Origin of the sequence: Bradyrhizobium sp. SZCCHNR1051 (assembly GCF_032489615.1) — a bacterium.
In the GTDB taxonomy this organism is placed as follows: domain Bacteria; phylum Pseudomonadota; class Alphaproteobacteria; order Rhizobiales; family Xanthobacteraceae; genus Bradyrhizobium.
The window spans coordinates 1-25,569 of sequence record NZ_JAUEYJ010000013.1 but is presented as its reverse complement, the minus strand read 5'-3'; the positions used below and the strand labels follow the sequence as shown (position 1 = coordinate 25,569).

26 protein-coding genes and 1 tRNA gene are annotated in these 25,569 nt (G+C 65.3%); 12 read left to right on the top strand and 15 right to left on the bottom strand.

The genetic code is table 11. The annotated features are described in order from the left end of the window. Positions 1-45: 45 nt before the first annotated feature. Positions 46-2,724 carry a DNA ligase D gene (ligD, locus tag QW868_RS17260; RefSeq protein ID WP_316231018.1) on the bottom strand — a complete coding sequence of 893 codons (2,679 nt, stop codon included), beginning with the start codon at positions 2,722-2,724 and terminating at the stop codon, positions 46-48. Positions 2,725-3,364: 640 nt separating this feature from the next. Between ligD and QW868_RS17255 the strand changes: the two genes are divergently transcribed. Next, the gene (locus QW868_RS17255; RefSeq protein WP_315796644.1) at positions 3,365-4,246 is read left to right on the top strand and encodes a Ku protein; all 882 of its coding nucleotides are present in this window, start codon (positions 3,365-3,367) and stop codon (positions 4,244-4,246) included. 45 nt (positions 4,247-4,291) lie between these two features. Here the strand turns inward: QW868_RS17255 and QW868_RS17250 are convergent, their stop codons facing one another. Next, the gene (locus QW868_RS17250; protein ID WP_316231017.1) at positions 4,292-4,585 is read right to left on the bottom strand and encodes a DUF6496 domain-containing protein; all 294 of its coding nucleotides are present in this window, start codon (positions 4,583-4,585) and stop codon (positions 4,292-4,294) included. A 183-nt stretch (positions 4,586-4,768) separates the two neighbouring features. Beyond that, positions 4,769-4,948 (bottom strand): hypothetical protein, encoded by a 180-nt coding sequence (locus QW868_RS17245; protein ID WP_315738670.1) that lies wholly within the window; start codon positions 4,946-4,948, stop codon positions 4,769-4,771. On the opposite strand from QW868_RS17245, the gene QW868_RS17240 reads away from it, so the two are divergent. Further along, the gene (locus QW868_RS17240) at positions 4,947-5,171 is read left to right on the top strand and encodes a hypothetical protein (protein WP_316231016.1); all 225 of its coding nucleotides are present in this window, start codon (positions 4,947-4,949) and stop codon (positions 5,169-5,171) included. The genes QW868_RS17245 and QW868_RS17240 overlap by 2 nt on opposite strands. Before the next feature lie 212 nt (positions 5,172-5,383). Here QW868_RS17240 and QW868_RS17235 read toward each other — a convergent pair whose 3' ends face one another. The 7 genes from QW868_RS17235 to QW868_RS17205 all read right to left on the bottom strand — a co-directional run bounded on the left by QW868_RS17235 (position 5,384) and on the right by QW868_RS17205 (position 13,732). Beyond that, positions 5,384-6,073 carry a response regulator transcription factor gene (locus QW868_RS17235; RefSeq protein ID WP_315775903.1) on the bottom strand — a complete coding sequence of 230 codons (690 nt, stop codon included), beginning with the start codon at positions 6,071-6,073 and terminating at the stop codon, positions 5,384-5,386. Further along, a complete protein-coding gene (locus QW868_RS17230) occupies positions 6,070-8,787 on the bottom strand; it encodes a sensor histidine kinase KdpD (RefSeq protein WP_316231015.1) in 2,718 nt (905 codons plus the stop codon). Before QW868_RS17230 ends, QW868_RS17235 begins: the two co-directional genes overlap by 4 nt. A gap of 96 nt (positions 8,788-8,883) precedes the next feature. Beyond that, on the bottom strand, positions 8,884-9,489 hold the full coding sequence (locus QW868_RS17225) for a K(+)-transporting ATPase subunit C (protein ID WP_316177178.1): 606 nt from the start codon (positions 9,487-9,489) through the stop codon (positions 8,884-8,886). 113 nt (positions 9,490-9,602) lie between these two features. Next, a complete protein-coding gene (gene kdpB / locus QW868_RS17220; RefSeq protein WP_316160268.1) occupies positions 9,603-11,720 on the bottom strand; it encodes a potassium-transporting ATPase subunit KdpB in 2,118 nt (705 codons plus the stop codon). Positions 11,721-11,736: 16 nt separating this feature from the next. After that, entirely contained in the window at positions 11,737-13,440 is a 1,704-nt protein-coding gene (gene kdpA / locus QW868_RS17215; protein ID WP_316231014.1) for a potassium-transporting ATPase subunit KdpA, read from the bottom strand. A 33-nt stretch (positions 13,441-13,473) separates the two neighbouring features. Next, entirely contained in the window at positions 13,474-13,563 is a 90-nt protein-coding gene (locus QW868_RS17210) for a K(+)-transporting ATPase subunit F (protein WP_018454042.1), read from the bottom strand. Between the two features lie 10 nt (positions 13,564-13,573). Further along, positions 13,574-13,732, bottom strand: coding sequence for a hypothetical protein (locus QW868_RS17205; protein ID WP_315771963.1), 159 nt, complete (start codon positions 13,730-13,732; stop codon positions 13,574-13,576). A 301-nt stretch (positions 13,733-14,033) separates the two neighbouring features. On the opposite strand from QW868_RS17205, the gene QW868_RS17200 reads away from it, so the two are divergent. The 4 genes from QW868_RS17200 (at position 14,034) to dapA (ending at position 16,144) form a co-directional block, all read left to right on the top strand. Next, complete coding sequence (locus tag QW868_RS17200) at positions 14,034-14,486, top strand: hypothetical protein (protein ID WP_316231013.1); 453 nt, start codon at positions 14,034-14,036, stop codon at positions 14,484-14,486. 18 nt (positions 14,487-14,504) lie between these two features. Continuing rightward, positions 14,505-14,789, top strand: a complete 285-nt coding sequence (locus QW868_RS17195; RefSeq protein WP_316231012.1) for a hypothetical protein — start codon at positions 14,505-14,507, stop codon at positions 14,787-14,789. A 132-nt stretch (positions 14,790-14,921) separates the two neighbouring features. Further along, complete coding sequence (locus QW868_RS17190) at positions 14,922-15,197, top strand: hypothetical protein (protein WP_316231011.1); 276 nt, start codon at positions 14,922-14,924, stop codon at positions 15,195-15,197. Continuing rightward, on the top strand, positions 15,194-16,144 hold the full coding sequence (dapA, locus tag QW868_RS17185; RefSeq protein ID WP_316231010.1) for a 4-hydroxy-tetrahydrodipicolinate synthase: 951 nt from the start codon (positions 15,194-15,196) through the stop codon (positions 16,142-16,144). Before QW868_RS17190 ends, dapA begins: the two co-directional genes overlap by 4 nt. 55 nt (positions 16,145-16,199) lie before the next feature. Here dapA and QW868_RS17180 read toward each other — a convergent pair whose 3' ends face one another. The 4 genes from QW868_RS17180 to mobB all read right to left on the bottom strand — a co-directional run bounded on the left by QW868_RS17180 (position 16,200) and on the right by mobB (position 19,942). Next, complete coding sequence (locus QW868_RS17180; protein ID WP_316231009.1) at positions 16,200-16,439, bottom strand: hypothetical protein; 240 nt, start codon at positions 16,437-16,439, stop codon at positions 16,200-16,202. Between the two features lie 221 nt (positions 16,440-16,660). Continuing rightward, positions 16,661-18,316, bottom strand: a complete 1,656-nt coding sequence (locus tag QW868_RS17175) for an OFA family MFS transporter (RefSeq protein ID WP_315771955.1) — start codon at positions 18,314-18,316, stop codon at positions 16,661-16,663. 732 nt (positions 18,317-19,048) lie between these two features. Beyond that, entirely contained in the window at positions 19,049-19,288 is a 240-nt protein-coding gene (locus QW868_RS17170; protein ID WP_315738740.1) for a sulfurtransferase TusA family protein, read from the bottom strand. A gap of 120 nt (positions 19,289-19,408) precedes the next feature. Beyond that, positions 19,409-19,942 carry a molybdopterin-guanine dinucleotide biosynthesis protein B gene (gene mobB, locus QW868_RS17165; RefSeq protein ID WP_315738683.1) on the bottom strand — a complete coding sequence of 178 codons (534 nt, stop codon included), beginning with the start codon at positions 19,940-19,942 and terminating at the stop codon, positions 19,409-19,411. A gap of 242 nt (positions 19,943-20,184) precedes the next feature. Between mobB and mobA the strand changes: the two genes are divergently transcribed. The 3 genes from mobA to QW868_RS17150 all read left to right on the top strand — a co-directional run bounded on the left by mobA (position 20,185) and on the right by QW868_RS17150 (position 22,812). Next, complete coding sequence (gene mobA, locus QW868_RS17160) at positions 20,185-20,814, top strand: molybdenum cofactor guanylyltransferase MobA (protein WP_315813773.1); 630 nt, start codon at positions 20,185-20,187, stop codon at positions 20,812-20,814. 9 nt (positions 20,815-20,823) lie between these two features. Continuing rightward, on the top strand, positions 20,824-21,414 hold the full coding sequence (locus QW868_RS17155; RefSeq protein ID WP_315775891.1) for a cation transporter: 591 nt from the start codon (positions 20,824-20,826) through the stop codon (positions 21,412-21,414). A 186-nt stretch (positions 21,415-21,600) separates the two neighbouring features. Next, on the top strand, positions 21,601-22,812 hold the full coding sequence (locus QW868_RS17150) for an ABC transporter substrate-binding protein (protein WP_316231008.1): 1,212 nt from the start codon (positions 21,601-21,603) through the stop codon (positions 22,810-22,812). 63 nt (positions 22,813-22,875) lie between these two features. Here the strand turns inward: QW868_RS17150 and QW868_RS17145 are convergent, their stop codons facing one another. After that, on the bottom strand, positions 22,876-23,841 hold the full coding sequence (locus QW868_RS17145; protein ID WP_315738687.1) for a TAXI family TRAP transporter solute-binding subunit: 966 nt from the start codon (positions 23,839-23,841) through the stop codon (positions 22,876-22,878). Positions 23,842-23,948: 107 nt separating this feature from the next. Between QW868_RS17145 and QW868_RS17140 the strand changes: the two genes are divergently transcribed. The 3 genes from QW868_RS17140 to QW868_RS17130 all read left to right on the top strand — a co-directional run. After that, positions 23,949-24,914 carry a tripartite tricarboxylate transporter substrate binding protein gene (locus QW868_RS17140; protein WP_315738688.1) on the top strand — a complete coding sequence of 322 codons (966 nt, stop codon included), beginning with the start codon at positions 23,949-23,951 and terminating at the stop codon, positions 24,912-24,914. Between the two features lie 176 nt (positions 24,915-25,090). Then, positions 25,091-25,166 (top strand) — tRNA-Ile (locus QW868_RS17135). Positions 25,167-25,456: 290 nt separating this feature from the next. Further along, positions 25,457-25,569 (top strand): transposase (locus QW868_RS17130; RefSeq protein WP_315758316.1); only part of this gene is annotated, 113 nt, incomplete at its 3' end.

The following is a 25,569-nucleotide window of genomic DNA, read 5'->3' as shown; positions in this document are numbered from 1 at the left end:
CGCGCCACGTCGGCCTGGGCTTGATTGCGCCCCGCATCGCATCCGTTACGCTTCCACTTCGTTCGCGAGCTTCCTCATCGCCGACTTGATCGCTCCGGCCGCGTCGTCATAGCCCTCCCACGCCTTGGTCTTGGGCAACAGCGCCGGCACGGTTCGGACCGTGTACCGCTTGGGTTCGAGCCCGTTCTTCACCTGCGCCCACGTCAGCGGCATCGACACGGTGGCGCCTTCGCGGGCGCGCGGCGACAGCACGGCGACGGCCGTCGACATCCGGTCGTTGCGCAGATAGTCGAGGAAGATCTTTCCCCTGCGCAGCTTCTTCGACATGTTGAGCAGATATTGCTCCGGGCTGTCGTTCGCCATCCATTGGCACACGCCCTGGGCAAACGCCTTCGCCTCGGGCCAGCTCACCTTGTCGCGCGCGCCGTGCAGCAACGGCGTCACCACATGCAGACCCTTGCCGCCCGTGGTCTTGCAGAAGCTCTCGAGTCCGAGGCTCTTCAAGCGCTGGCGCATGTCCTTGGCTGCCGCGATCACCTCCTCGAACGCGACGTTCGGCGCCGGATCGAGATCGAACACCAGCCGGCCCGGAACGTCATAGGCGTCCGGCGCGCAATTCCATGGATGCAGCTCGACGGCGGCGACCTGAGCCACCGCGATCAATCCCTCGACGCGATCGATCTGCAGATACGGCTTGCGATCGCCCGAGACCTTGACCAGCTCGAGCAGGTCCGACATGCCCTGCATGCCGTGCCGCTGGAAGAATTTTTCGCCACCGATGCCGTCAGGCGCACGCACGATCGAGCATGGCCGGCCCTTAAGATGACCGATCATCCAGTCTCCGACGGCTTCCAGATAGTTCGCGAGATCGAGCTTGGTGACGGGCTCGCCGTCGCCGGCGTCCGGCCACAGCGCCTTGTCGGGCTTGGAGATCGCAACGCCCATCACGGTGGCCGAGCCCTTCGTCCGAGACGGCGTCTTGTGGACCGTGGTGCCGACGGTCGCGACGCTCGCCACCGGCTTCGCAACCTTCGTCGTCACCACCGGCTCCTCGGCAACGACCTCGCGCGCCGGCTTGTCCTCGCGCAGGGCCTTGAACGAGGCCTGCCTGACATTGCCGTCGCCGGTGAAGCCTGCAAACTCGATCTCGGCGACCAGCTCGGGCTTGAGCCAATGCACCTCACGCGTCTTGCGCGGCGCGTTCTTGCCGCTGAACGGGCTCTTGTCGGAGGCAGCCGCCTTCAGCGCCGGCATGATCTCCTTCACCGTGTCCTGGCCGAAGCCGGTGCCGACGATCCCGACATAAGCGAGATGATCGTCCTTGTTGACGCCGACCATCAACGATCGGAATTTGCCGTTGGTGGTCTTCCAGCCACCGATGACGACCTCGTGGCCGGGCCTGGTCTTGGCTTTGGTCCAGCTCTCCGTCCGTCCCGAATGATAGGCCGAGTCCAGCTTCTTGGAGACGATGCCCTCCAGCGACAGCTTGCGCGCGGACTCCAGCACCGCCTCGCCGTCGCTCTCGAAGTGCTCGACATAGCGGATGCGCGGCGCCTTGCCCTTGATATGCGCCTTCAGCAGCTTCGCGAGCCGCGCCTTGCGCTCGCGCAAAGGCTGGCGGCGCAGGTCGAACTCTTCGGCGAACATCAGGTCGAAGGCAAAGAAGATCAGCTCGTCGGTTTCGCCCGCTGAGATCGCCGCCTGCAGCGCCGAGAAATTCGGATTGCCGTCCTTGTCGAGCGCGACGATCTCGCCGTCGATAATCGCATCCGGCAGCTTCGCGGCCTCCTGCGCGATCGCACTGAACTTGGCCGTCCAGTCCAGGCCCTTTCGCGTCATCAGGGTTGCCTTGCCGTCTTCGACCCTGATCTGCACGCGGTAGCCGTCGAACTTGATCTCATGCCCCCACCCCTCACCGCTCGGCGGCTTCGCGACCGAGGTACAAAGCTCAGGGGCGACGAAGTCCGGCAACGATGACACCATGCGCGGCGCCGCTGTCTTCGACTTCGGGCTCGCTTTCGTCGTCTTTGCCGACGGCGCCGTCTTCGTCGAAGTGGCCTTGCCGTCGCTGCGGTTCGAATGCCACACCGCATCGGCATTCATGCGCTGTGTCTTGGCGAGCATGAACGGCTTCGGCGCTTTGCCTTTGCCGGCCGCGATCTGCTCCATCGTGCGCCCCGACGCCACTGATTTGTCGGCGTCGAGAATGTCGTTGGCCTCGCCCTCCTTGGCAAATTCGTCGCGATGCTTGATCAGGAGCCAATTGGTGCGCTTGCCGCCGGTGCGATCGTGGCGCATGCGCACCAGCACCCAACTGCCATGCAGCTTCTCGCCATCCAGCGTGAACTTCAGATCACCCTTCTTGAAGCCGCTCTCGGGATCCTCGCTCTCCCAATAGCCACGGTCCCACAGCATGACGGTGCCGCCGCCATACTCGCCTTCCGGGATCGTGCCCTCGAAATCGCCGTAGTCGAGCGGGTGGTCCTCGACCTCGACCGCGAGCCGCTTGTCGTGCGGATCGAGCGACGGGCCCTTGGTCACCGCCCACGACTTGAAGACGCCGCCAAATTCGAGCCTGAGATCGTAGTGCAGCCGCGTCGCGTCGTGCTTCTGGATGACGAAACGCGGCCGCGGCGCACGCGCAACCTTGGCGTCGCCGGACGGCTCCGCCGTCTTGTCAAAATCGCGCTTCTTGCGATAGGTGGAGAGCTTCCTGAGCGCCACGGTGATCCCTCGCGTTGAGTGGTAGCGTAGCAAAGCCGGTGAACTCGTGGAACCGGCCGCATCACCATGATGATAACATCGGGCAAAGTTCCGCGTTCCCGCGGCTCAGGGAGCCCAGGCTGCGCTGGCGTCCGCCCTCTGCCAATCGAGAGGGCGCAGGGAAGGCCGGGAGCTCGCCGCCCCCATGGCCCGCCTGCGAAAAAAATGCAGGCGGCAGGTACCACAGGTGCAGCCGAGACATCCCGGCCCTCCCTGCGCGACGGCTTTAACGGCTGCTTCGCGTTCTCCTCGGCGCGCCGGGCTTGTTGGCCACCGTGTCGCGACAATGCGCTTGCGCGCATCGCGCTGGATACCAGCATCGGGGTATCAGGACCGCGCGACTTGACCGTGCATGCCGGATTGTTCGTCGGCGCGACTGAATCACGCTGCAATCCGACACACCCATCGCATTCCGCTGCCGACGTCCGTGACGACCGCGATACGTCCCCTCCGACGCAACGGAACGGGTCGGACCATAGTGCTGATTTTACGAAGTCGTCAAGCGAATTATTTTTTCCCGAAGCGACCTTCGCCGGGCCCATGGAACCCACACCGATGCTTGCCCGTTGCAGCCTCGTCCGGATTTTCCAAGGAGACCACGATGGCCCCCCGCGCCTATTGGAAAGGCTCGCTCAAACTCTCGCTCGTCAGTTGCCCTGTCGTCCTCTATCCGGCGTCGACCTCGGTGGAGAAGACGCGCTTCCATCTGATCAACCGCGAGACCGGCAACCGGCTCAAGCAGCAGATGGTCGACTCCGAGACCGGCGACATCGTCGAAGGCGACCAGAAGGGCCGCGGCTACGAGCTGTCCAAGGGACAGTACGTCGAGATCGAGCCCGAGGAGCTGGAGGCGGTCCAGATCAAGAGCAACCATACGATCGACATCGACAGCTTCGTGCCGCGCGACGAGATCGACCAGCGCTATCTCAACGATCCCTATTACATCGCCCCCGACGGCAAGGCGGCAATCGACGCCTTCGCGGTGATCCGCGATGCGATGAAGGATCAGGACCGCGTCGCGCTGGCGCGCATCGTGCTGACCAACCGTGAGCATATCATCGCCATCGAGCCGATGGGCAAGGGCATGCTCGGCACCACCCTGCGCTTTCCCTATGAGCTGCGCGACGAAGCTGAGTTCTTCGACGACATCAAGGCGCCGAAGATCGCCAAGGACATGGTCGAGCTCGCCGGCCACATCCTGCAGACCAAGGCGGCGCATTTCGATCCCTCGGAGTTCAAGGACCAATACGAGACCGCGCTGAAGGCGCTGGTAAAACGCAAGGCGTCGGGCAAGCCGATCAAGCTACCGGAGCCGGAGGAACGGCCCGACAACGTCGTCAGCCTGATGGATGCGCTGAAGCAGAGCCTGAACGGCAAGAGCGGAAAAAAGACGGCGCGTGCGGCGCCAAGGCGGACGAGCACGCATCGACGCCCGGCGAAGAAGGCGCATCGGTCGGCGGCGCGGCAGAGGAAGGCGGGCTGAGTACGCCGTAGCCCGGATGAGCGCAAGGCGGCACAATCCCGAGCCTCAGCTTTTCTTCGATGATTTCTTTGCTGTCTTCCGGCTGGTCTTCTTCGTGGTCTTCTTGCTCGATGCCTTCTTGGTTGTCTTTTTCGATGACTTATTCGCCGATGTCCGCGCGCTCTTCTTCGGCGGCACCTTCTTGCCCTCGCGGCGCGCCTCCGACAGGCCGATCGCGATGGCCTGCTTGCGGCTCTTGACCTTGCGACCGGAACCGCCGCTGCGCAGCGTGCCGGCCTTGCGCTTCTTCATCGCCCGGCCGACCTTGGCCGATGCCTTGCGCGAGTATTGTCGTGCCATGAACATCCTCCCGATTGCGACACGTAAACCGCGTCGGCGAGACGAAAGTTCCAAAGCGCAAGCTGATGCCGCGTACCTCCACACATGCTTTCACGATCGCGGGAATCGAAGCCCGTCGATACATCGAGATTCCAATGCAGCTTCGCGCTCGTCGCTTCGATGACGGATAGACCGAGAAGCCGATCAGACGTTCTGATCCGCCGCATGAGGCGCAACTGGACAAGGCGACGTTCCGAATGATGCGTCCCTGGCCTCTTCCTCAGTCAGCAATTTCAGGAGCACCGTCCGCTTGGACTCATCGTTGAATTCAGCGAGACGTTTCCTGAACAGGATGAGGTTCTGCAGATGAATGTATTCTTCCATGACCGACCTCACTGATGGGAGCCAAGAACAACGCGTCGGGCTGACCTTGATTGAGATGAATTTCGGGCATGATGCTCTTCCCGGTATCGCCGATGACAATCTCTGCGCCGCAGTCGGCAGCCTCGCCCCCCAAAATTCAGATCGCGTTCTGACAAGCCGAGACATGGCACGTCCCGTGTTTACACCATCGTGCATGCAAACGCACGATCAGCTGCGCCGATGAGGTGGCACGACCGCAGTCTCGATCATCCGTTGATCCAGAGAACGGGCGCCTGCGGACGTACTGTGCCGCAGCGCGAGATGACCGGTTGGTCAAAATTGCTCGTAAATTTAACGAAACGAGCTGATGCCGCCCGCGGGACACGCAAGCTCGCCATCGAATGGCGATGCCAACGCCCCTGACACATAGGACCAGTCGGCCGATACGACCAAAGCTCAGTCCGGCGCGCGCAGCCGATAGCCGATGCCGGTCTCGGTCAATACGAATTGGGGGCGCTCGGGATCGGCCTCGATCTTCTGCCTGAGCTGACGCACATAGACGCGCAGATATTGCGCGTCGGTCAATTCGTCCCACAGCTCCTTGAGCAGGAAGCGGTGCGTCAGCACCTTGCCGGCGTGCTGCACCAGGACGCGGAGCAGATCGTACTCCTTGGGCGACAGCTTGATCTCGCGCTCGCCGACCTTGACGATGCGGCGGACGAGATCGACGGAGAGATCGCCGGAGCGGAACACCGGACGCTCGCCCTGCACCTGCAACTGATGCCGCAACGCCGCGCGCAGCCGCGCCAGCAATTCATCCATGCCGAACGGCTTGGTGATGTAGTCGTCGGCGCCGAGATCGAGCGCCTGGACCTTGCCCGCCTCGTCGCCGCGGCTGGACAGCACCACGACCGGCACAGCCTCGTTGCGGCCACGGATGGTACGCAGCAGCTCGAGCCCGTCGATGTCGGGCAGGCCAAGGTCGAGAATGATCAGCGCCGGCTCCTGGCCCAACAGATCCAGCGCAATCCTGCCGTTCGAGGCTTCGAGAATCTCGTAGCCCTGCGTGGTCAGGCCCATCCGCAGCAGCTTGCGGATCGGCGGCTCGTCGTCAATCACGAGCACCTTGATCGGAGCGCCGGTCATGCGGCCGTATCCAGCGGTCTGGCCTGCGCCGGCACCGGCAGGCGGATGGTGAGGACCGCGCCGCGCCGATCGGTGCGGTTGCCGGCGAAGATGCGGCCATGCATCGCCTCGATGAAGCCGCGCGAGATCGCGAGCCCCAGCCCCGTGCCGGGCCGCACCTGGTCGCCCTTCTGCACGCGATAGAACTTGTCGAACACGTGCTCGACCTCCGCGGCGGGAATGCCGTCGCCTTCGTCACGGATCTCGAGCACGACCCAGTTGTTGTCGCGGGCCGCACGGATCGCGATCGAGGTCTCGGGAGGCGCATATTTGGCGGCGTTGTCGAGCAGATTGAACAGCACCTGCTCGAACAGCACCGCGTCGACCTCGACCATCGGCAGATCGGGCGCCAGCTCCAGCGAGACATGATGACCGGCGAGGATCTTGCCCGCGCGCCGCAGCGCGCTGCCGACGATCTCGCCGACGTCGTGCAGCGCGGCGTTCGGCACGATCGCGCCCGATTCCAGCTTGGTCATGTCCAGGAGATTGGCGATGAAGCGGTTGAGCCGCTCGGATTCGTCGATGACGGTGGCGAGCAGGTCGAGCTTCTCCTTGTCGGACAGCCTGGCGGCCAGATCGCGCATCGTCGAAGCCGCGCCGAGCACGGAGGCAAGCGGCGTCTTCAGATCGTGCGAGATCGAGGTGAGCAGCGCCGAACGCAGCCGGTCCTGCTCCATGGTGCGCTTGACCTTGTCCATGTCCTCGACCAGCAGCACGCGCTCGATCGCGAGCGCGCCCTGATCGACCAGGGCATCGAGCAGCCGGCGCTGGTCTGGCGTCAGCAGCGGCCCGGTACGATCGTCGTCGATGCCAATGACACCGATCGAGCCGCGCCCGGTGCGCATCGGCAGGAACAGGCGCTTCGCGCCGGGCAGCGTGTCGGAGCCGCGGCCCGCTGCGCGGTCGTTGCTCCAGGCCCAGCTCGCAGCGGCGAGGTCGGCGTCGTCGAGCTGATCCTCCGGCGGGTAGCCCGTCATGACCGTGAGCTTGCCGTCCTGCGGCAGCAGCAGCACGACCCGCACCTTCAGCATCAACGCCGCCTGATAGGCCGTCGCCCACAGCACGTCGTCGAGGGTCGCGGTGCCCGCGAGCTTGCGGCTGAAGGCGTAGAGCTGCTCGGTGGTCCGGATGCGCTGGGTGGCGGCGTCAGCCTGAACGCGCACGCGCGCGGCGACGTTGGACACCAGGATGGCGATCAGCATGAAGAAGAAGAACGCGCCGATGTTGGTCGGATCGGTGATCGTGAACGTATACAGCGGCGGCAGGAAGAAGAAGTTGTAGCAGAGCGAGGCGGCGAGGCTCGCCAGCAGCGACGGCCCAAGACCGTAACGCGCGGCGACGCCGACCACGGCGGTCAGGAACACCAGATCGACGTTCTCGATACCGAAGAAGGGCTGGATGAGCTCGGCGAGGCCGAGGCCGACAGCCGTGATCAGCAGCGCCATCAGATAGGGCTTTGGCCGCAGCGGCTCGCTGCGCGGGCGCGTCTGCACCGACGGGCTCGGCGTGTCCAGCGCCTCCTCGCCGGCGATCACGTGGATGCTGATGTTGCCGGCGCGCCTGACGAGGTCATGCACCACCGAGCCCCTGATGATCTCGAACAGGCGCGAGCGGCTCGACTTGCCGATGATGATCTGGGTAACGTTGTTGGCCTGCGCGAAGCTGATGAGGTCATCCGCGATGCGCCGGCCGACGCCCGGAATCGTCAGCGCCTCGCCGCCGAGGGTCTCGGCCAGCCGCAGCGTATCTGCGAGCCGGTCGCGCTGCTTGTCGGTGAGCTGCAGGTTGCGCCGGGTCTCGATGGTAACGGCGGTCCACGGCGCGTGGACACGGTCGGCGAGCCGCTTGGTGTAGCGCACCAGCCCTGTCGTCCGCGGATCCTCCGACACGCAGACGAGGATCCGCTCGCCGGCCGCCCAGGGCCCGGCGATGGCATTGGCCTGCATGTGGGTGAGCAGTTGCTCGTCGACGCGCTCGGCCGTCCGGCGCAGCGCGAGCTCGCGCAGCGCGGTCAGATTGCCAGGCGAGAAATAATGCTCCAGCGCGCGCTCGGCCTGTTTGGGGACATAGACCTTGCCCTCCTTCAGCCGCTGGATCAGATCGTCGGGCGTGAGGTCGATCAGCTCGATGGCGTCGGCGCGGTCGAGGATCGAGTCCGGGACGGTCTCGCGTACGCGCACATGAGTGATCTGGGCGACGACGTCGTTGAGGCTCTCGATGTGCTGGACGTTGACCGCCGTGTAGACGTCGATGCCGTGCGACAGTAGCTCCTCGACGTCGAGATAGCGCTTGGGGTGGCGGCTGCCGGCGGCATTGGTGTGCGCAAGCTCGTCGACGATCGCGAGCTTGGGACGGCGCGCGATCACGGCATCCAGATCCATCTCCTCGACGATCTGGTCCTTGTAGGAAATATGTTTGCGCGGGACGACCTCCAGGCCGCGCACCAGCGCCTCGGTCTCCGCGCGGCCATGGGTCTCGACGAAGCCGATCACGACGTCGACGCCGGCCCTCAGCTTGGCATGCGCGCTCGACAGCATCTCATAGGTCTTGCCGACGCCGGGGGCGGCGCCGACGAAGATCTTGAGCTTGCCGGCAGGACTGTCCTCCCGCCGGGCCGCTTCGAGCAGGGCCTCCGGCGAGGGACGTTGGTCAGGATCGCGGCGTTGACTGGCCATGCGGCATTATAGACGGAGGGACCTCGGCGCCAAGGCCAGGACCGTTAAGGCCAGGACCTTTAAGGCCAAGACCCTCAAGGCGCAGCCAGCGAGGCTTCATTGCGGTTTGGCAGCATCGAGCGCCAGATTGAGCGCCAGCACGTTAACGCGGGGTTCGCCGAGCAGCCCGAGCAGACGGCCCTGGGTCTGCTGAGCGATCAGGCTGCGGACGCTGGCCTCCGGCAAGCCGCGTGCCTTGGCCACCCGCGGCACCTGGAACAGCGCCGCCTCCGGCGAGATGTCCGGATCGAGCCCGCTCGCCGAGGTCGTCACCAGATCGACCGGCACGGCCTGGGCGGGATTCTCCGCCTTCAGCTTGTCGACGTCCTCCTTGACGCGGTCGGCCAGCGCCTTGCTGGTCGGGCCCAGATTGGAGCCGGACGAGTTGGCGGCGTTGTAGGGTGCCGGCACGGTCTTGGTCGCATCGTTCGGATCGGCGGCCGAGGTCGCCGACGGACGGCCGTGGAAATATTTGTCGTCCTTGAACTCCTGGCCGATCAGCGCCGAGCCGATCACCTGGCCGTTGCGCGTGATCAGGCTGCCTTCGGCCTGCGCCGGAAAGATGGTGCCGGCGACGACGGTCATGGCGAGCGGGTAGATCAAGCCCGTGATGAGCGTGAGGGCGAGCAGGACAAAGATGGCGGGACGGATTTCTTTGAGCATCGGTGTCTCCTATTTTTCTCCGTCATTGCGAGGAGCGAAGCGACGAAGCAATCCAGGGCTGCGCGCGGGACTCTGGATTGCTTCGCTTCGCTCGCAATGACGCCGGTAAGTGGTCAAGCCAAATGCAAGGCGGTCACGATCAGGTCGATCGCCTTGATGCCGATGAAGGGGATGATGATGCCGCCTAAGCCGTAGATCATCAGGTTGCGGCCGAGCAACGCGCCGGCGCCGATGGCGCGGTAGGCGACGCCCTTCAGCGCCAGCGGGATCAGCGCGATGATGACGAGCGCGTTGAAGATGATCGCCGACAGGATCGCGCTCTGCGGGCTCGCGAGGTTCATGACGTTCAGCACGTTGAGCTGCGGGTAGAACGCCAGGAACATTGCCGGGATGATGGCGAAATACTTGGCGACGTCGTTGGCGATCGAGAATGTCGTCAGCGCGCCGCGCGTCATCAATAGCTGCTTGCCGATCTCCACCACCTCGATCAGCTTGGTCGGGTTGGAGTCGAGGTCGACCATATTGCCGGCCTCGCGCGCGGCCTGCGTGCCAGTGTTCATGGCGACGCCGACATCGGCCTGCGCCAGCGCCGGCGCGTCATTGGTGCCGTCGCCGCACATCGCCACCAGCTTGCCCTTGGCCTGCTCGTCGCGGATCAGCCTGAGCTTGTCCTCGGGCGTGGCCTGCGCCAGGAAATCATCGACGCCGGCTTCGGCGGCGATCGCCGCCGCGGTCATCGGGTTGTCGCCGGTGATCATGATGGTGCGGATGCCCATCCGGCGCAGCTCGGCGAAGCGTTCGCGGATGCCGCCCTTGACGATGTCCTTGAGCTGGACGACGCCGAGCAGGCGCCCGTCCCTGGCGACCGCGAGCGGCGTGCCGCCGGATTTGGCGATGTCGTCGGAGATTGCACGGATCTCGCGGACAAGCTCGCTCTCGACCGGCTGGACCGCACGCACCGTGTTGCCGGAGACGGGCTGGGTCGGGCCACCGCCGATGGAGTTGAGGATGGCGTCGACCGCCCCCTTGCGCACCGAGGAGCCGCCGGCATCGACGCCGCTCATGCGGGTCTGCGCCGTGAACGGCACGAAGGTGGCGCCGAGCTCGGCCATGTCGCGGCCGCGGATGCCGTACTTCTCCTTCGCGAGCACCACGATCGAGCGGCCCTCCGGTGTCTCGTCGGCGAGCGAGGCGAGCTGCGCCGCGTCGGCGAGCTCCTGCTCGCTCACGCCCCTGACGGGACGGAACGCAGTCGCCTGGCGATTGCCGAGCGTGATGGTGCCGGTCTTGTCGAGCAGGAGCGTATCGACGTCGCCGGCGGCCTCGACAGCACGGCCGGACATCGCCAGCACGTTGAAGCGCACCAGGCGGTCCATGCCGGCGATGCCGATCGCCGACAGCAGCGCGCCGATCGTGGTCGGGATCAGGGTCACGAACAGCGCCACCAGCACCACCACCGAGATCGAGCCGCCGGCATAGGCCGCGTAGCTCGGGATGGTCACGGTGGCGAACACGAAGATGATGGTGAGACCCGCAAGCAGGATGTTGAGCGCGATCTCGTTCGGCGTCTTCTGCCGCTCGGCGCCTTCGACCAGCTTGATCATGCGGTCGATGAAGGTCGAGCCTTGCGCGGCCGTGATCTTGACGCGGATCCAGTCCGACAGCACCTGCGTGCCGCCGGTCACCGCCGAGCGGTCGCCGCCGGATTCGCGGATGACGGGGGCGGACTCGCCGGTGATGGCGGCCTCGTTGACGGAGGCGACGCCTTCGATCACCTCGCCATCGGAGGGGATCGTGTCGCCTGCCTCGACCAGCACGATGTCGCCGACCTTCAGGCTGGTGCCCGACACGAGCTTGTAGGTGCGGTCCGTCGGGCTTGAGCCCGTCAGCAGCTTGGCCTGGCTCTCGGTGCGGGTCTTGCGCAGCGAATCCGCCTGCGCCTTGCCGCGACCTTCGGCGACTGCCTCGGCGAAGTTGGCGAACAGCACGGTGAACCACAGCCAGAGAATGATCTGGAAGGTGAAGCCGAGGTTCGCTCCGCCGGTGACGACGTCGCGCAGGAAGATCACCGTGGTGAGCGCGGCGACGACCTCGACCACGAACATCACGGGGTTCCTGATCATCAGCCGCGGATCGAGCTTGACGACGGCGGCCTTGATGGCCGGCAGCACGATCTTCGGGTCGAGCATCGTCGACATCGACGAGCGCTTCTGCAGTTTCATAGTTTCCATGGAGGTTGCTCCGGGATCAGAACACGGTGCCGGCGGTCATCGCGAGATGCTCGACGATTGGACCAAGGGCGAGAGCGGGGAAGAAGGTGAGGCCGCCGATGATCAGGATGACGCCGACGACGAGACCGACGAACAGCCCGCCGGTGGTCGGCAACGTGCCCGCCGAGGGCGGGATCGACTTCTTCGCGGCGAGCGAGCCGGCGATCGCCATCGCCGGGACGATCATGAAGAAGCGGCCGACGAACATCGAGCAGGCGAGCGTCAGGTTGTAGAAGAAGGTGTTGCCGGTGAGGCCGCCGAAGGCCGAGCCGTTATTGGCGGTCGCGGAGGTGTAGGCATAGAGCACCTCGGTGAAGCCGTGCGGACCGGCATTGGCCATCGAGGCGACGGCCGAGGGCAGCACCACGGCGACCGCGGTCCAGCCGAGATACATCAGCGGCAGCACCAAGATTGCCAGCATCGCCATCTTGACCTCGCGGGCCTCGATCTTCTTGCCGACATATTCCGGCGTGCGCCCGACCATCAGGCCGGCGACGAAGATCGCGAGCACGACGAACAGCAGCATGCCGTAGAGGCCGGCGCCGACGCCACCGACGATGATCTCGCCGAGCTGCATGTTGATGAGCGGGATCATGCCGCCGAGCGCGGTGAAGCTATCATGCATGGCGTTGACGGCGCCGCAGGACGCCGCCGTGGTGATCACGGCGAACAGCGACGAGGCGACGATGCCGAAGCGGACCTCCTTGCCCTCCATGTTGCCGCCGGTCAGGCCGAGCGCGTTGAGCACATTGCTGCCGCTGGCCTCGGCCCAGTAGGTGACGGCGACGCCGGCGATGAACAGGACGCCCATCACGGCGAGGATCGCCCAGCCCTGGCGCTGATTGCCGACCATGCGGCCGAACACGTTGGTGAGCGCGGCGCCGAGCGCGAAGATCGAGAGCATCTGGATGAAGTTCGACAGCGCGTTCGGGTTCTCGAACGGATGCGCGGCGTTGGCATTGAAGAAGCCGCCGCCATTGGTGCCGAGCATCTTGATCGCGACCTGCGAGGCCACCGGGCCGACCGCGATGGTCTGCTTCGCCCCTTCCAGCGTGGTCGCCTCGACATAGGGCCCGAGCGTCTGCGGGATGCCCTGCCAGACCAGGAACAGCGTGTAGACGATGCAGAGCGGCAGCAGCACATAGAGCGTGCATCTGACGACATCGACCCAGAAATTGCCGACGGTCCGCGCCGAGGCGCGTGAAAATCCGCGGATCAGCGCCATCGCGAGCACGATGCCGGTGGCGGCCGACAGGAAGTTCTGGTGCGTCAGGCCGAGCATCTGCACGAGATAGGAGACCGTGCTCTCACCGCCGTAGTTCTGCCAATTGGTATTGGTGAGGAAGCTGATCGCGGTGTTGAACGACAGATCTTCGGCTACCGCCGACTGCCCGGCCGGATTGAACGGCAGCACGGCCTGCAAGCGCATCACGCCGTAGATGATCAGGAAGCCGCCGACGTGGAACAGCAGCATCGCGACCGTGTAGGTCAGCCAATGCTGCTCGCGCCGCTCATCGACGCCGCCGATCCAATAGATCGCGGATTCGACCGGCCGCAGCACCGGCGAGAGGAAGGTGCGCTCGCCATTGAAGACGCGCGTCATGTACCAGCCGAGCGGCTTGGCGAGCGCGACGATGACGGCGCAAAAGAGCAGGATCTGGATCCAGCCGATCACAGTCATGGGATATGTCCTTGAAGGCGCGACAGCCGGCGGTCAGAACCGCTCGGGCCGCAGCAGCGCATAGGTGAGATAGAACAGAAGGCCGAGCGACACGGCGCCGGCGAGCGAATAGTCGAAGATCATGGCCCGTCTCCTAGAGTCGCTCGCAGGCATAGGTGTAGCCGATCGCCAAGGCGAAGAAGCCGGCGGCCAGCGCCAGCATCAGGATGTCAAGCATGGTGTGCTCCTCATGCGCGCGAGAGACGCGCAAAGCGTAAGGACAGCCGGAGGCGCGCGACTTGTGATAGATCAAGCATCCCGTCGCCGTGCCCCACGATCCGCTCCATCGCGACAGATGGCATCCGGAACCATAGGTTTTCGAGACAGCGCTGCCGGGAAAGTTATAGGAATTTCATAAAGACCACGGCATTCCCGCAGTGGCTTTCGCCTGGTCGCCGCGGCGATCGCATATGGAGGCAGCCACAGCACCGAGGCATCTTTATGCGCCGCTTATTTCTCTCAGCCCCCGCCCCTCTCGCATTCCTACGGCGCCGTCGGCCACATTGCCGATCAGGGCCCATCGGGCCAACGCTCACTGACGACGGGAGGCCAGCATGGCTGCCTTGACAACACGACCGGATGTCCTGGAGCCGGCACAGCTCGCGCAGACCACCACGGCGATGCTGACGGCTTTGCTTGACGACGACGAGGGAGTCTCACCCTTGTCGGCGCGCGGGCGGCGCCGGCTGCGGATCGCAAAATTGCTGGAGACCGAGGCGCGCGTCGATGCCGCGCTCGAACTGGTCGCGTTGCAGCTGCCGCGATGGCAGCTTCGCCGCATTGCCTATGACGACGGCGAATGGCACTGCGCATTGTCGCAACAGCGCGAATTGCCGGACTGGCTCGATCGTTGCGCTGAAGCCCGCCATAGCGATCTCGCCCTCGCCATTCTCCACGCCGCGGCCGAAGCCCGCCGTCTCGAGCCAAGCGTCTCGCAGCCTGACGCAAGGCGCGGCATCACGACGGAGGCGGCGGTCGCCGACCTGCTCTGCTGCGACAATTTCTGAGCCGCCGTCATTGCCGCGATGTTCCTTTCCACTGACAAGCCCGCGGAGCTTCCGGCCGCCAGAGTGCTGGTTCGATTTCTGCTGCGAACGGCGATCCTCATCCTGTTCGCGACCTTCGGCAGCATCGGCTTCGGTCGCAGCCTCGCCGCCCTGCTCTGGATGACCACAATCCTGTGTGCCGTGCTCGCGATGCTGCGCCGGGAGCGCGTGTTCGCTGCGAGCCTGAACCATTGGGACGAGATGATCGGCTACACCGCGCTCTATTGCGCGGTGACGGCACTGATCCAGCCGTCCGGAAACTAAGCGCCCCTACGCCACTCTTATGCGATCGCACGCGGCGCCATCTCGAATTCCTACCCCTCGCCTTCGATATTGCCGACCATGAGCGCCGATCGTTCCGATCGGCCTGCTCTCACCACAGCAAGGATCACTCCCGTGAAAAGTCTCGAACCCCCATCGTGCAACATGCCGGCCCCCGCGCTCGTCTTCATCGGCAAGAACGGCCGCGGCCAGTGGGTCGCCCAGGAGCAGAATGGGCTCTATGGCGGCCTGTTCGTGAGCCGTGCCGAGGCGATGAAATATGCGCTGTTCGAGAACGGCCACCATCCGGAAACCATCGTCGAGCTCGCGCGCACGATCGAGCTCGATACCGATGGCCGGCTTGCTTCGATCGGCCTGCTGTTCGCGAGCGGAAGGCGGCCGGTCGCATGAGCGATGCGCTCAGGATGCAGCCTGGATCGGCCGCACGCTGGCTCGCCGGCACCATCGCGGACATTCCAACCCCGTTCGATGCCAATGGTGCGCTCGACCGCCCGGCGCTCGCCAGACTGTGCGAGCGGCAGATCGAAGCGGGCGCCAGCGCGATCCTGGTCTGCGAGACCGCAGGCGAAGCATCTACGCTCACCGCGGCAGAGCGCGGACAGGTCATTCGCACGGCAGTGACGGCGGCCGCCAATAGGGTCCACGTCATCGCCGGAGCAGGATCCAACGCGACGCTCCAGGCCGTGCAGAACACCCGCCAGGCGGCAGCCGCCGGCGCGGACGCGATCATGTCGGTGGTCCCTTACTACAACCGACCTACGGCAGAGGGAATCTACGCGCATTTCCGCGCCGTCGGCGACGCGACGGCGCTGCCGGTCATTCTGCACGATTGCCCGTCGCGCACGGGACGCGCACTGCCCGACGATACACTGGTGCGCCTTGCGCGGTGGGCGCAATTCGTCGGCCTGCGTGACGGCACCGGCGATATCGCACGGACCGTACATCTGCGATCGCGGCTTCCGGTCGGCTTCCGCCTGCTGTCAGGCGACGATGCGACGGCGGTGCCGTTCGCAGCCGCCGGAGGCGACGGCAACATCTCGCTGGTGGCCAACGTCGCACCGCAGCTCTGCGGCGCGCTTTTCGCCTATTGTCAGCGCGCCCGCTGGCGCGCTGCGCGACGGCTGCATCATCAGTTGCTGCCGCTGATCGAGGCATTCAGCCGCGATACGCCGGCCGCAGTCAAATACGCGCTCAGTCTCCAGGGGCTCATCGCCGCCGGCGTTCGTCTGCCATTGACAGCTTTGGACTCTCCCACGATGGCAGCCGTCATGCAGGCCATGACGCTGCTCAGCGCTCACACCGCAGCCGCGTCACGGAGGCAAGAGGTCCGGTGTTGAGAGGGCCCACCGCGCGGTGCCGCGAGGACCGATCGTTCAGAAGCTCCCTTTGTCGTCAACAATCTGCGGCGACCGCGGCCGGACTCTCCGCATCACCCGGCAGCGACGGAGACGCCACGGAACTGCGCCGACAGAGCAGCTCGTTGCGCAAGCGCCGCAGCTTGGCCGCGGCGATCGCGGCATGAATGGTCCTGAAGATGCCGCGCAGCGTCTTGATTGGATGCGGCCGCCGGATGGCTCTCAGGCCGATAGCGCCGCGGGCTTCGCGAAACAGGTCAACCGCGCTCATGTCCATTCTCCGTCGGGCCGGCGCCAGATCCGGCCGGCAAGGCGGAAGATGGAGCCCAGCAGCGTAGGAATGCGAGAGAGGCCGAATTCGTCTCGTATAGGAAATCAATAAGTGCAAGGAGGTTCGGCGCTTTCGCGGTAAGCGAGCTTCCACCTAGCGGCCGCGCAGCACCGCGCAAAAAAAAGGGCGGCCGATCCGGCCGCCCCTTTTGTATCATCGTCGATCGGTCAGAAGATCTTGACCGCGCTTTCCAACGTCTTCCAGACGCCCCAGGCCAGCGGCACGCCGACGAAGGCCCAGAACAGGGCGGCCTTGACGTCGAGGCCGCCCTTGCCGATGCCGAACGACCCGTGCTGGATCGCCGACTCGTTCTTGGCGAGCTCCGCCTGGTACTTCGCGACTTCGTCCGCGCTCATGTTCCACTTGTCATCGACGGGCTTGATCAGGAAGTTGCAGATCAGGCCGGCGAGCAGCATGGCGCAGAGGATATACATCGTCGTGTTGTACAGCTGGTCGCGCGGCACGCCGGCGGCGAGCTGGAACTCGCGGATGTAGTTGACGACCACCGGACCGATGATGCCGGCCGTCGCCCACGCGGTCAGCAGCCGGCCGTGGATGGCACCGACGAACTGGGTGCCGAACAGGTCGGCCAGATAGGCAGGTACGGTCGCGAAGCCGCCGCCATACATCGAGAGGATGATGGCGAAGGCCCCCACGAAGAGCAGCTTGGACCCCATCGCTGCGAAGGTCGGCGCCAGCGCATAGAGCACGATGCCGATCAGGAAGAAGCAGTAATAGGTGTTCTTGCGGCCGATGTGATCCGAAAGCGACGCCCAGAAGAAGCGGCCGCCGATGTTGAACAACGACAACAGGCCGGCAAAGCCTGCCGCGATGCCCGCGATCGCGGCCTTCTGGCCGGCGTCGAGCTGGTTGAAGCTGACGTCGGGCAGACCGATCAGCTTGCCGGCGAAGATCTCCTGCAGCATCGGCGAGGCCATGCCGATCACGCCGATGCCTGCCGACACGTTCAAGCAGAGCACCCACCAGACCAGCCAGAACTGCGGAGTCTTGTGCGCGTTGTCGAGATGCACATGGTGCTCCGAGATCATTGCCTTCTTGACCGCAGGCGGCGTCCAGCCTTCGGGCTGCCAGCCGACCGGAGCGACGCGATAGGCAAAGGCACCGATCATCATGAAGACGAAGTAGATCACGCCCATCGTGACGAAAGTCTCCCAGACACCCACCGAGGTCGGGGTCTTGAAGTAGTTCATCAGCAGGTTGGCGAGCGGAGCACCGATCATCGCGCCGCCGCCGAAGCCCATGATGGCCATGCCGGTCGCCATGCCGCGCCGGTCCGGGAACCATTTCACCAGGGTCGACACCGGCGAGATGTAGCCGAGGCCGAGGCCGATGCCGCCGATGACGCCGGCGCCGACCCACATCATCCAGAGCTGGTGCACATAGATGCCAAGCGCTGCGATCAGCAGGCCGCCACCCCAGCAGCAGGCCGCGACGGCACCCGCCTTGCGCGGTCCGGCCCGCTCGAGCCAGCCACCCCAGACCGCCGCGGAGCCACCCAGCAGTACGAAGAACAGGGTGTACATCCAGCCAAGGCTTGCGACCTTCCAGTCGCAGGTCGTCGTGAACAGCTCCTGCACCAGGGTCATGTCCGGGCAGGCCTGAGTCTTGGTCACGCCGATCGCGCGCGACAGCGGCAGCCAGAACACCGAGAAGCCATACGCCATGCCGATGCACAGATGGATGCACAGCGCAGCCGGAGGAACCAGCCAGCGGTTGAACCCCGCCTTGGCGACCGTGTGCTCACGATCGAAGATCCCCGCTTGCGAGCCCGGGAGCGTGCCCGCGCTTTCAATGGTAGCCATGCATTCCTCCCCTACGGACTCCCGTCCAACGCAACAACGTCATGTTCTGTCCCCTTGATCAGAATCAATACGCCCACTCACCCCGCCCGCTATCGCGTACCAGAGCAGTCCCGCAACGCACAAACGTTCATCATTGGCTCGATGCGCATAACACCCCACCCGAGACGTTATGCCCTCACCATCTTTGTGCCGCTGTTCTGCCTGGCCCGCTCCCCAGCGGGCATGACTCGTCTCCCGCAACCTCCGCGGAAGCGTCTCAATTGGTGCAGAACTGAGGCAAATTGTCGATAGTAAAATGGTAATAATCGGTCGATCTTCGTGGATTGATCGCACTGCAGCGGGAATGTGTTGCTAACAAACACACAAATTCACGTGCAACCAACGCGACCGCCACTCACGGCTGTAGCCACATTGCTCTCGATTACTTTCCGGACGCGTCACGACCATTCCTGATGGAATCAACTAATGAGATGTCCGGGCGATCAGCGACGGGACACGGCTTAAGGCCGCATGCGCGCGCTCGCGGAAACGTGAAGACGAAGCAACTTGTCCTTGCCTGGCAACAGCGTCGCAAGCCTGGACTGAGAACGCGGCATTGTTGTGAGCTCGGGTTGACGCCGCTGCGACGATAGGAAGCAGCACGATCCCTTGACACATCGATGCGTCGAGATCGCACCCGCGAACTACGTAGTTCGAGCAACCTGCAGCAGAGGATGTTCACCGCCGCACGGGTCATCCGGCCGGTCCCGCCGCCTTCTCGATCCGAAACAGAATGCCGCGCTCGGTGCGATCGACGCTCTCCACCCGATCTCCGGTCTCCCGTACCAGATTCGGGATGTCGATCACCGCAAGCGGGTCGGTACAGCACACTTCGAGCCGCTCTCCCGCCTTGAGCGTCCGTAACGCCTTCCGGGTCTTCAGCACCGGCAGTGGGCACTTCAGGCCCGTCAGATCCAGCCTCGTCATCATCATGTGCGCGACCATGGCCAAGCGGTTCCGGCACGTCAACCGGGCCGCACCATCACGGGAACCCTGAACTGGGTTCCTGGGATGCCAGAGGAACACTGGCGTTGCGAACTCGCGCGAGTTCCATCACGGAACACCAAGTTTGTCGCACAACGCCAGAACGTCCGCCAGCGGCATCGCGAGATGGTGGACGAGCGCCGCGATCGCCGGGATATCGTCGAGATGAACGCGCGGCAGCGCGGTCTCGACATCACCGTCGCTGGCGAGCCCGACGATGCCTGGATCATCGGGAAACAGCAGCGGCTTGCCGTTGGCTGTGCGATGCACCTCGATGCGGCGATGCGGCCCGGCCTTGTAGCCTTCGATGACGACCAGATCGACGGGAGACAACTTCGCCAGAAGCTCCGCGAGTGCCGGCTCCCTTGCGCCGCGCAGCTCGTGCATCAACGCCCAGCGCGTGCCCGACGCGACGAGGACCTCCTCGGCGCCGGCCTCGCGATGCCGCCACGAATCCTTGCCGGGAACGTCGACGTCGAACTTGTGATGGGCATGCTTGATCACCGAGACGCGCAGTCCCTGCCCCTTGAGATGAGGAATCAGCCGCGTCAGCAGCGTGGTCTTGCCGGCGCCGCTCCAGCCGGCGAGGCCGATGACTTTCATCGCGGTCTCCAGAAAAGCCCCGGCGCTTTCGCACAGCCAGGAGCGCGGAATCGATCGATGGCCCGAAGGCCGGGTGGAACGCCATGTCCACGCTTCGCGCTGTCATGCCAGCAGCCCCGCGGACCAGGCAAGGCCCGTAAGCGAGGGGCATGCCGGTGCGTGCGGCCGCCCCGCAGACCCAAATGGTGGATCGTGCGCGCCAACGCTGACGCCCTGGCAGCAGTCGTGGTAACGAACCCGCGATGACAGCCATGACCTCGACTTCGATCCCCGGCGTGCTGCTCGCCGGCGGTCGCGCGCAGCGGATGGGCGGCGGCGACAAGCCGTTGCGCATGGTCGACGGCCGCACCATCCTGGAGCGCGTGATCGCGCGGCTGGCGCCGCAGTGCAGCCGGCTGATCCTCAATGCCAATGGCGACCCCGCGCGCTTCGCAGGCAACGGCCTGACAGTCGTGCCGGATGGTGTCGTCGGCTTTCCGGGCCCGCTCGCCGGCATTCTCGCCGGCCTCGACTGGGTTGCGGCGCACATGCCGGAGGCACGGTGGATGCTGAGCGCCGCCGGCGACTGTCCATTCCTGCCGCGTGATCTGGTCGCACGGCTGGCGACAGCGCGGGCGGCGGAGCAGGCCGAACTGGCGTTGGCGGCGTCCGGCGGACAGATCCACCCAGTGATCGGGCTGTGGCCGGTCGGGCTGCGCGAGGACCTTCGCCACGCCCTGGTCGCGGAGGACATCCGGAAGGTCACCCGCTTCACGGCGCGCTACAAGGTCGCAACCGTGAGCTGGCCGTCGGTTCCGCTGGATCCGTTCTTCAATGCCAATACCGCGCTCGACCTCGCCGAGGCGGAGCGGCTCGCAGCTCTCGAGGATTGAGGACGCCTGATGGACGCGACAACCATGGTCCGCCGCGCCGTGCTCGCCGTTGCCGTGCTCAATCTCGGATATTTCGGCATCGAGTTCGCCGTGGCGTTGGCGATCGGCTCGGTGTCGCTGTTCGCCGACAGCGTCGACTTTCTGGAAGATGCCTCGGTCAACATCCTGATTGCGCTGGCGCTGCGCTGGAGCCCGCCGCGGCGGGCGCTGCTCGGCAAGGTGCTGGCGCTGATCCTGCTGGCGCCGGCGATCGCCGGACTGTGGACCGCCGGGGAGAAGTTCTTCACGCCGATCGTGCCCGCGCCGCTGCCGCTCACCGTGACCGGCCTCGGCGCGCTGATCGTCAATCTCGGCTGCGCGCTGATCCTGGCGCGGGTCAGGGACCACCGGGGCAGCCTGACCCGCGCCGCCTTCCTGTCCGCACGCAACGACGCCTTCGCCAACATCGCGATCATCGCGGTCGGTCTCGTGACCGCCTTTGTGTGGCCCTCGATCTGGCCCGACCTGATCGTGGGCGTCGGCATCGCGCTGATGAACGCCGACGCCGCACGCGAGGTGTGGGAGGCTGCGCACGAGGAGCAAAAGACCGCCAAGGCCTGAACGGCCGAGGAGCCTGCGCGCGTGAGCGACGACCTCGCTGCTTGCGGCATTGCAGCGCACAGGATCGCTCCACCGCTCCGCCGTCCGGCATGATTGACGGCCGCCCTGGATTGATTGCAGATAGGCGGACCGGCCGGCAGAGCCGGAACAAACAACGGCATCATGCCGGTATCGGTGGAGGACTGATTGCAACTCAGCTGCTTGAAGCGGGCGGCGTGGGCCGCAGCCGCGCTGCTGGTCACGACCGCCGCGCAGGCCGAGATCTCCGACAACGTCGTCAAGATCGGCGTGCTCAGCGACATGAACGGCCCGGCCTCGACGCCGACCGGACAAGGGTCCGTCACCGCGGCGCAGATGGCGGTCGATGATTTCGGCGGCAAGGTGCTGGACAAGCCGATCAGCGTCGTCGTCGGCGATCATCAGCTCAAGCCCGACATCGGCGCGGCGATCGCGCGCCGCTGGTACGACACCGAGCAGGTCGATCTCATCGTCGACGTGCCGGTCTCCGCGGTGGGCCTCGCGGTGCAGACCATCGCCACCGAGAAGAAGAAGCTGTTCATCACCCAGTCGACCGGTTCCGCCGATTTCCACGGCAAGTTCTGCTCGCCCTACGCGATGCAATGGGTGTTCGACACCCGCGCACTCGCCACCGGCACGGCGAAGGAGGTCGTCAAGCGCGGCGGCGACAGCTGGTTCTTCATCACCGACGACTACGCCTTCGGCCATTCGCTGGAGCGCGACGCGTCGAGCGTCGTCACCGCCAATGGCGGCAAGGTCGTGGGCGCGGTGCGGCCGCCATTCGCGACGCCGGATCTGTCGTCCTTCATCCTGCAGGCGCAGGCTTCCAAGGCCAAGATCATCGGCATCGCCGCCGGCCCGCCCAACAACATGAACGAGATCAAGACCGCATCCGAGTTCGGCCTGCTCAAGGGCGGACAGCAGATGGCGGCTTTGCTCGCGCTGGTCACCGACATCCATTCGCTCGGCCTGCCGGCGGCGCAGGGGCTCTTGCTCACCACCTCGTTCTACTGGGACATGGACGACAAGACGCGGGAATGGTCGAAGCGCTATTTCGCCAAGATGAACCGGATGCCGACGATGTGGCAGGCCGGCGTCTATTCCGCAGTCATGCACTATCTCAACGCCATCAAGGCGGCGGGCAGCGACGATCCGCTCGCGGTCGCCGCGAAGATGCGGGACACGCCGGTCGAGGACTTCTTCGCCCGCAACGGCAAGCTGCGCGCCGACAATCTCATGGTGCACGATCTCGTGCTGGCGCAGGTGAAATCGCCGGAGGAGAGCAAATATCCGTGGGACTACTACAAAATCCTCGCGACCATCAAAGGCGATGACGCGTTCGGCCCGCCAGATCCAGCGTGCCCCTTGATCAAGAAGTGAGGGCGCCGCAACGATGAAGGCATCGTCCCGTCGAACGTCGGCGTTCGACGGGACGACAGCGGTTCACTTGGCAACGCCAATCTCTTTCAAATATCGCATCACGCCTGGATGGATCAGTGCGAGATCGGGCGCTGCCGCAACGGTGTTGGCGGCCGTGGTCTCGCAGGCCTGCGCCAGCGTCCTGCACAGCGCGGCTTCCGCGCCATGCAGCGTCTTCGCCAGCCGGTAGGCAACGTCGTCGGGCAAGGTCTCGCGCACCAGCACGAAGCTCCATGACCCGATCGAATCGATCGCCGCGTCCTGCCCGGCATAGCTGCCGGCAGGCACCGTCAGGGCCTTGAGGAAACCGTGCTTCGCCCTGACCTGCGCGATCTCCTCGGCGGACGGCGCGATGAAGCGGGCACCGCCCGGCGCCTTGGCCATCGCCGCGAAGCCGGGCCAGCCGATGCCGGCGCCCCACAGCGCCGCGGCGCGCCCGTCCTGCACCATGGCCGGGCCGTCGCCAGCACGGTCGAGATAGATCGCCTTGAAGTCCTGGTCCTGCTGCAGGCCGAGCCCGTCGAGCATGTAGCGCGACATGATCGGCAGGCCCGAGCCCTTGGCGCCGAACACCACCGTCTGGCCGACGAGATCGCGGATGCTGCGATAAGGACTGTCGGCGCGCACCACGAACAGGCCCGGGCTGGAAAAGATCGCGGTCAGGATCTTGAGCCGCGTCTTGGGGCGGTCGATGCCCATGAAGGCCTGGTAGGCCGGCTCGCCGGCGACGAGGCCGAGATCGAGCTCACCCTGCTCCAGCAGCGGAATGTTCTCGTTGCTGCCCTTGGTGTTGCGCGTGACGATCGCAAGCCCGGCATCGGCGTCATTCAGGGCCTTGGCGAAGGCATCGCCATAGAGCGGAAAGCCGCCGCCTGGCGTCGCGGTCCCGAGACTGATCGTGAGCTTGCTGATGGCGTTCCCTCCCTGCTGCGCTGCGGCGGCGCTGGACACCAGCGCAACGGCAAGGCCGAGCATTCGCAACGACGTCATGAGCCTGCCTTTCCCTGCCTGCGCGTCCGACACAAGCTTGTATGCAAGCGTGCAGATCTATGGAAGCATGTCGCCAAAGACGACGACAAGAACTTCGGGAGGACGAGATGAAGTGGGCGCGCACGTTCCTGGCCGGCCTGGTGGTCACGGCATGCCTGGCGATACAACCGGCCGCGGCGGCCTACCCCGACCGTCCGATCCGCTGGCTGATCGGCTTTGCACCGGGCGGGCCGGTCGACATCGTCGCCCGTATCATGGCGCAGTGGCTGTCCGACCGACTGGGCCAGCAGGTCGTGGTCGAGAACCGCACCGGCTCGGGCGGCAACATCGCCGCAGCCGCCGCGATCAACGCGCCGCCGGATGGCTACACGCTGCTGTTCGTCGCGCCCAACAACGCGATCAGCACCTCGCTCTACAAGAAGCTGCCTTACGACTTCATCCGCGACACCGTGCCGGTCGCCAGCATCATGCAGCTCACCAACATGCTGGTGGTGAGCAACGACGTGCCGGCCAAGACCGTCAAGGAGTTCATCGACTATTGCAAGGCCAACCCCGGCAAGATCGCCTTCGCCTCCTCGGGCAATGGCACCTCGGTGCACATGGCGGCCGAGCTGTTCAAGGCGATGACCAAATGCGACATGCTGCACGTGCCCTATCGCGGCTCGGCGCTGGCGTTCCCGGACATCATCTCCAACAAGGTGCAGTTGATCTTCGACAATCTGCCGACGGCGCTGGAGCAGGCGCGCGGCGGCAGCGTGCGCGCGCTCGGCGTCACCTCGCCGCAGCGCTGGCCGACGGTGCCGGACGTCCCGGCGATCGCCGAGACCGTGCCGGGCTACGAATCGGTCGGCTTCTACGGCATCTCGGCGCCCAAGGGAACGCCGCCTGAGATCGTCGAGATTCTCAACAAGGCGGTCGGCGAGGCGCTGAAGGACCCCAAGCTGGTGGCACGGCTCACCGAGACCGGCGGCATCCCGCGCGCGATGACGCCGGCGGAGTTCGGCAAGCTGGTCGTCGACGAGACCGAGAAATGGCGCAAGGTGGTGGAATTCGCCGGGGTTTCGGTGGACTAGCGTCGCGGCGGGCCGAGACCGGGCCGGCGGCGACGGCGGCGCGCCAAAACGATCCGGTAGCGGCATTGCCGGATGGCTGGCCAGGCTGTAAACGGAGCCCGAACCGTCGTTGGGGTTCCCACGCCGCGCCGGACAGGCCCGCTCCTGCCCGCCGCCGGCAAGACCTCCGCGCCGCGGGGCCTGTAGCTCAATGGTTAGAGCCGACCGCTCATAACGGTCTGGTTGCAGGTTCGAGTCCTGCCGGGCCCACCAATGAGATCAAGTACTTGACGATAGAGCCATTTCTGCTGCGGACCGTTTCGCGGACCGGCTGCCATTTCCTCTGCCATTTCGGCACTAGCAACCGTTCGTGCCGGTTTTCGGCGAGGCGCTATCGTAAGCAAAACTCTCTACTGAAGTGAGAACTGCGGCCTGCGCGATTCTTCGCTTATTGCCCTGTTTCGAGCGCTCGTCGTCCTGCATGAAGTTGTTGAAGTACCCTGACCTTGCCCCTGGGGCTTAATCCAGTTTGAAGTTCGTTCTGGCCCAACGAGGACCAGAGCATGAAGCGCAGCCGCTTTACGGAAGAGCAGATCATTGGGATTTTGAAGGAGCACGAGGCTGGCGTTCCGGTCGCCGATCTGTGCCGCAAGCATGGCGTGAGCGACGCCAGCAT

Bases quoted from the DNA above. Each gene is read 5' to 3' on its own strand.
- QW868_RS17255 (WP_315796644.1), top strand. From the start codon at position 3,365: ATGGCCCCCCGCGCCTATTGGAAAGGCTCGCTCAAACTCTCGCTCGTC.
- QW868_RS17250 (WP_316231017.1), bottom strand. From the start codon at position 4,585: ATGGCACGACAATACTCGCGCAAGGCATCGGCCAAGGTCGGCCGGGCG.
- QW868_RS17240 (WP_316231016.1), top strand. From the start codon at position 4,947: ATGACCGACCTCACTGATGGGAGCCAAGAACAACGCGTCGGGCTGACC.
- QW868_RS17245 (WP_315738670.1), bottom strand. From the start codon at position 4,948: ATGGAAGAATACATTCATCTGCAGAACCTCATCCTGTTCAGGAAACGT.
- QW868_RS17235 (WP_315775903.1), bottom strand. From the start codon at position 6,073: ATGACCGGCGCTCCGATCAAGGTGCTCGTGATTGACGACGAGCCGCCG.
- QW868_RS17230 (WP_316231015.1), bottom strand. From the start codon at position 8,787: ATGGCCAGTCAACGCCGCGATCCTGACCAACGTCCCTCGCCGGAGGCC.
- QW868_RS17225 (WP_316177178.1), bottom strand. From the start codon at position 9,489: ATGCTCAAAGAAATCCGTCCCGCCATCTTTGTCCTGCTCGCCCTCACG.
- kdpB (WP_316160268.1), bottom strand. From the start codon at position 11,720: ATGGAAACTATGAAACTGCAGAAGCGCTCGTCGATGTCGACGATGCTC.
- kdpA (WP_316231014.1), bottom strand. From the start codon at position 13,440: ATGACTGTGATCGGCTGGATCCAGATCCTGCTCTTTTGCGCCGTCATC.
- QW868_RS17210 (WP_018454042.1), bottom strand. From the start codon at position 13,563: ATGATCTTCGACTATTCGCTCGCCGGCGCCGTGTCGCTCGGCCTTCTG.
- QW868_RS17200 (WP_316231013.1), top strand. From the start codon at position 14,034: ATGGCTGCCTTGACAACACGACCGGATGTCCTGGAGCCGGCACAGCTC.
- QW868_RS17195 (WP_316231012.1), top strand. From the start codon at position 14,505: ATGTTCCTTTCCACTGACAAGCCCGCGGAGCTTCCGGCCGCCAGAGTG.
- dapA (WP_316231010.1), top strand. From the start codon at position 15,194: ATGAGCGATGCGCTCAGGATGCAGCCTGGATCGGCCGCACGCTGGCTC.
- QW868_RS17180 (WP_316231009.1), bottom strand. From the start codon at position 16,439: ATGGACATGAGCGCGGTTGACCTGTTTCGCGAAGCCCGCGGCGCTATC.
- QW868_RS17175 (WP_315771955.1), bottom strand. From the start codon at position 18,316: ATGGCTACCATTGAAAGCGCGGGCACGCTCCCGGGCTCGCAAGCGGGG.
- QW868_RS17170 (WP_315738740.1), bottom strand. From the start codon at position 19,288: ATGATGATGACGAGGCTGGATCTGACGGGCCTGAAGTGCCCACTGCCG.
- mobB (WP_315738683.1), bottom strand. From the start codon at position 19,942: ATGAAAGTCATCGGCCTCGCCGGCTGGAGCGGCGCCGGCAAGACCACG.
- mobA (WP_315813773.1), top strand. From the start codon at position 20,185: ATGACAGCCATGACCTCGACTTCGATCCCCGGCGTGCTGCTCGCCGGC.
- QW868_RS17155 (WP_315775891.1), top strand. From the start codon at position 20,824: ATGGACGCGACAACCATGGTCCGCCGCGCCGTGCTCGCCGTTGCCGTG.
- QW868_RS17145 (WP_315738687.1), bottom strand. From the start codon at position 23,841: ATGACGTCGTTGCGAATGCTCGGCCTTGCCGTTGCGCTGGTGTCCAGC.
- QW868_RS17140 (WP_315738688.1), top strand. From the start codon at position 23,949: ATGAAGTGGGCGCGCACGTTCCTGGCCGGCCTGGTGGTCACGGCATGC.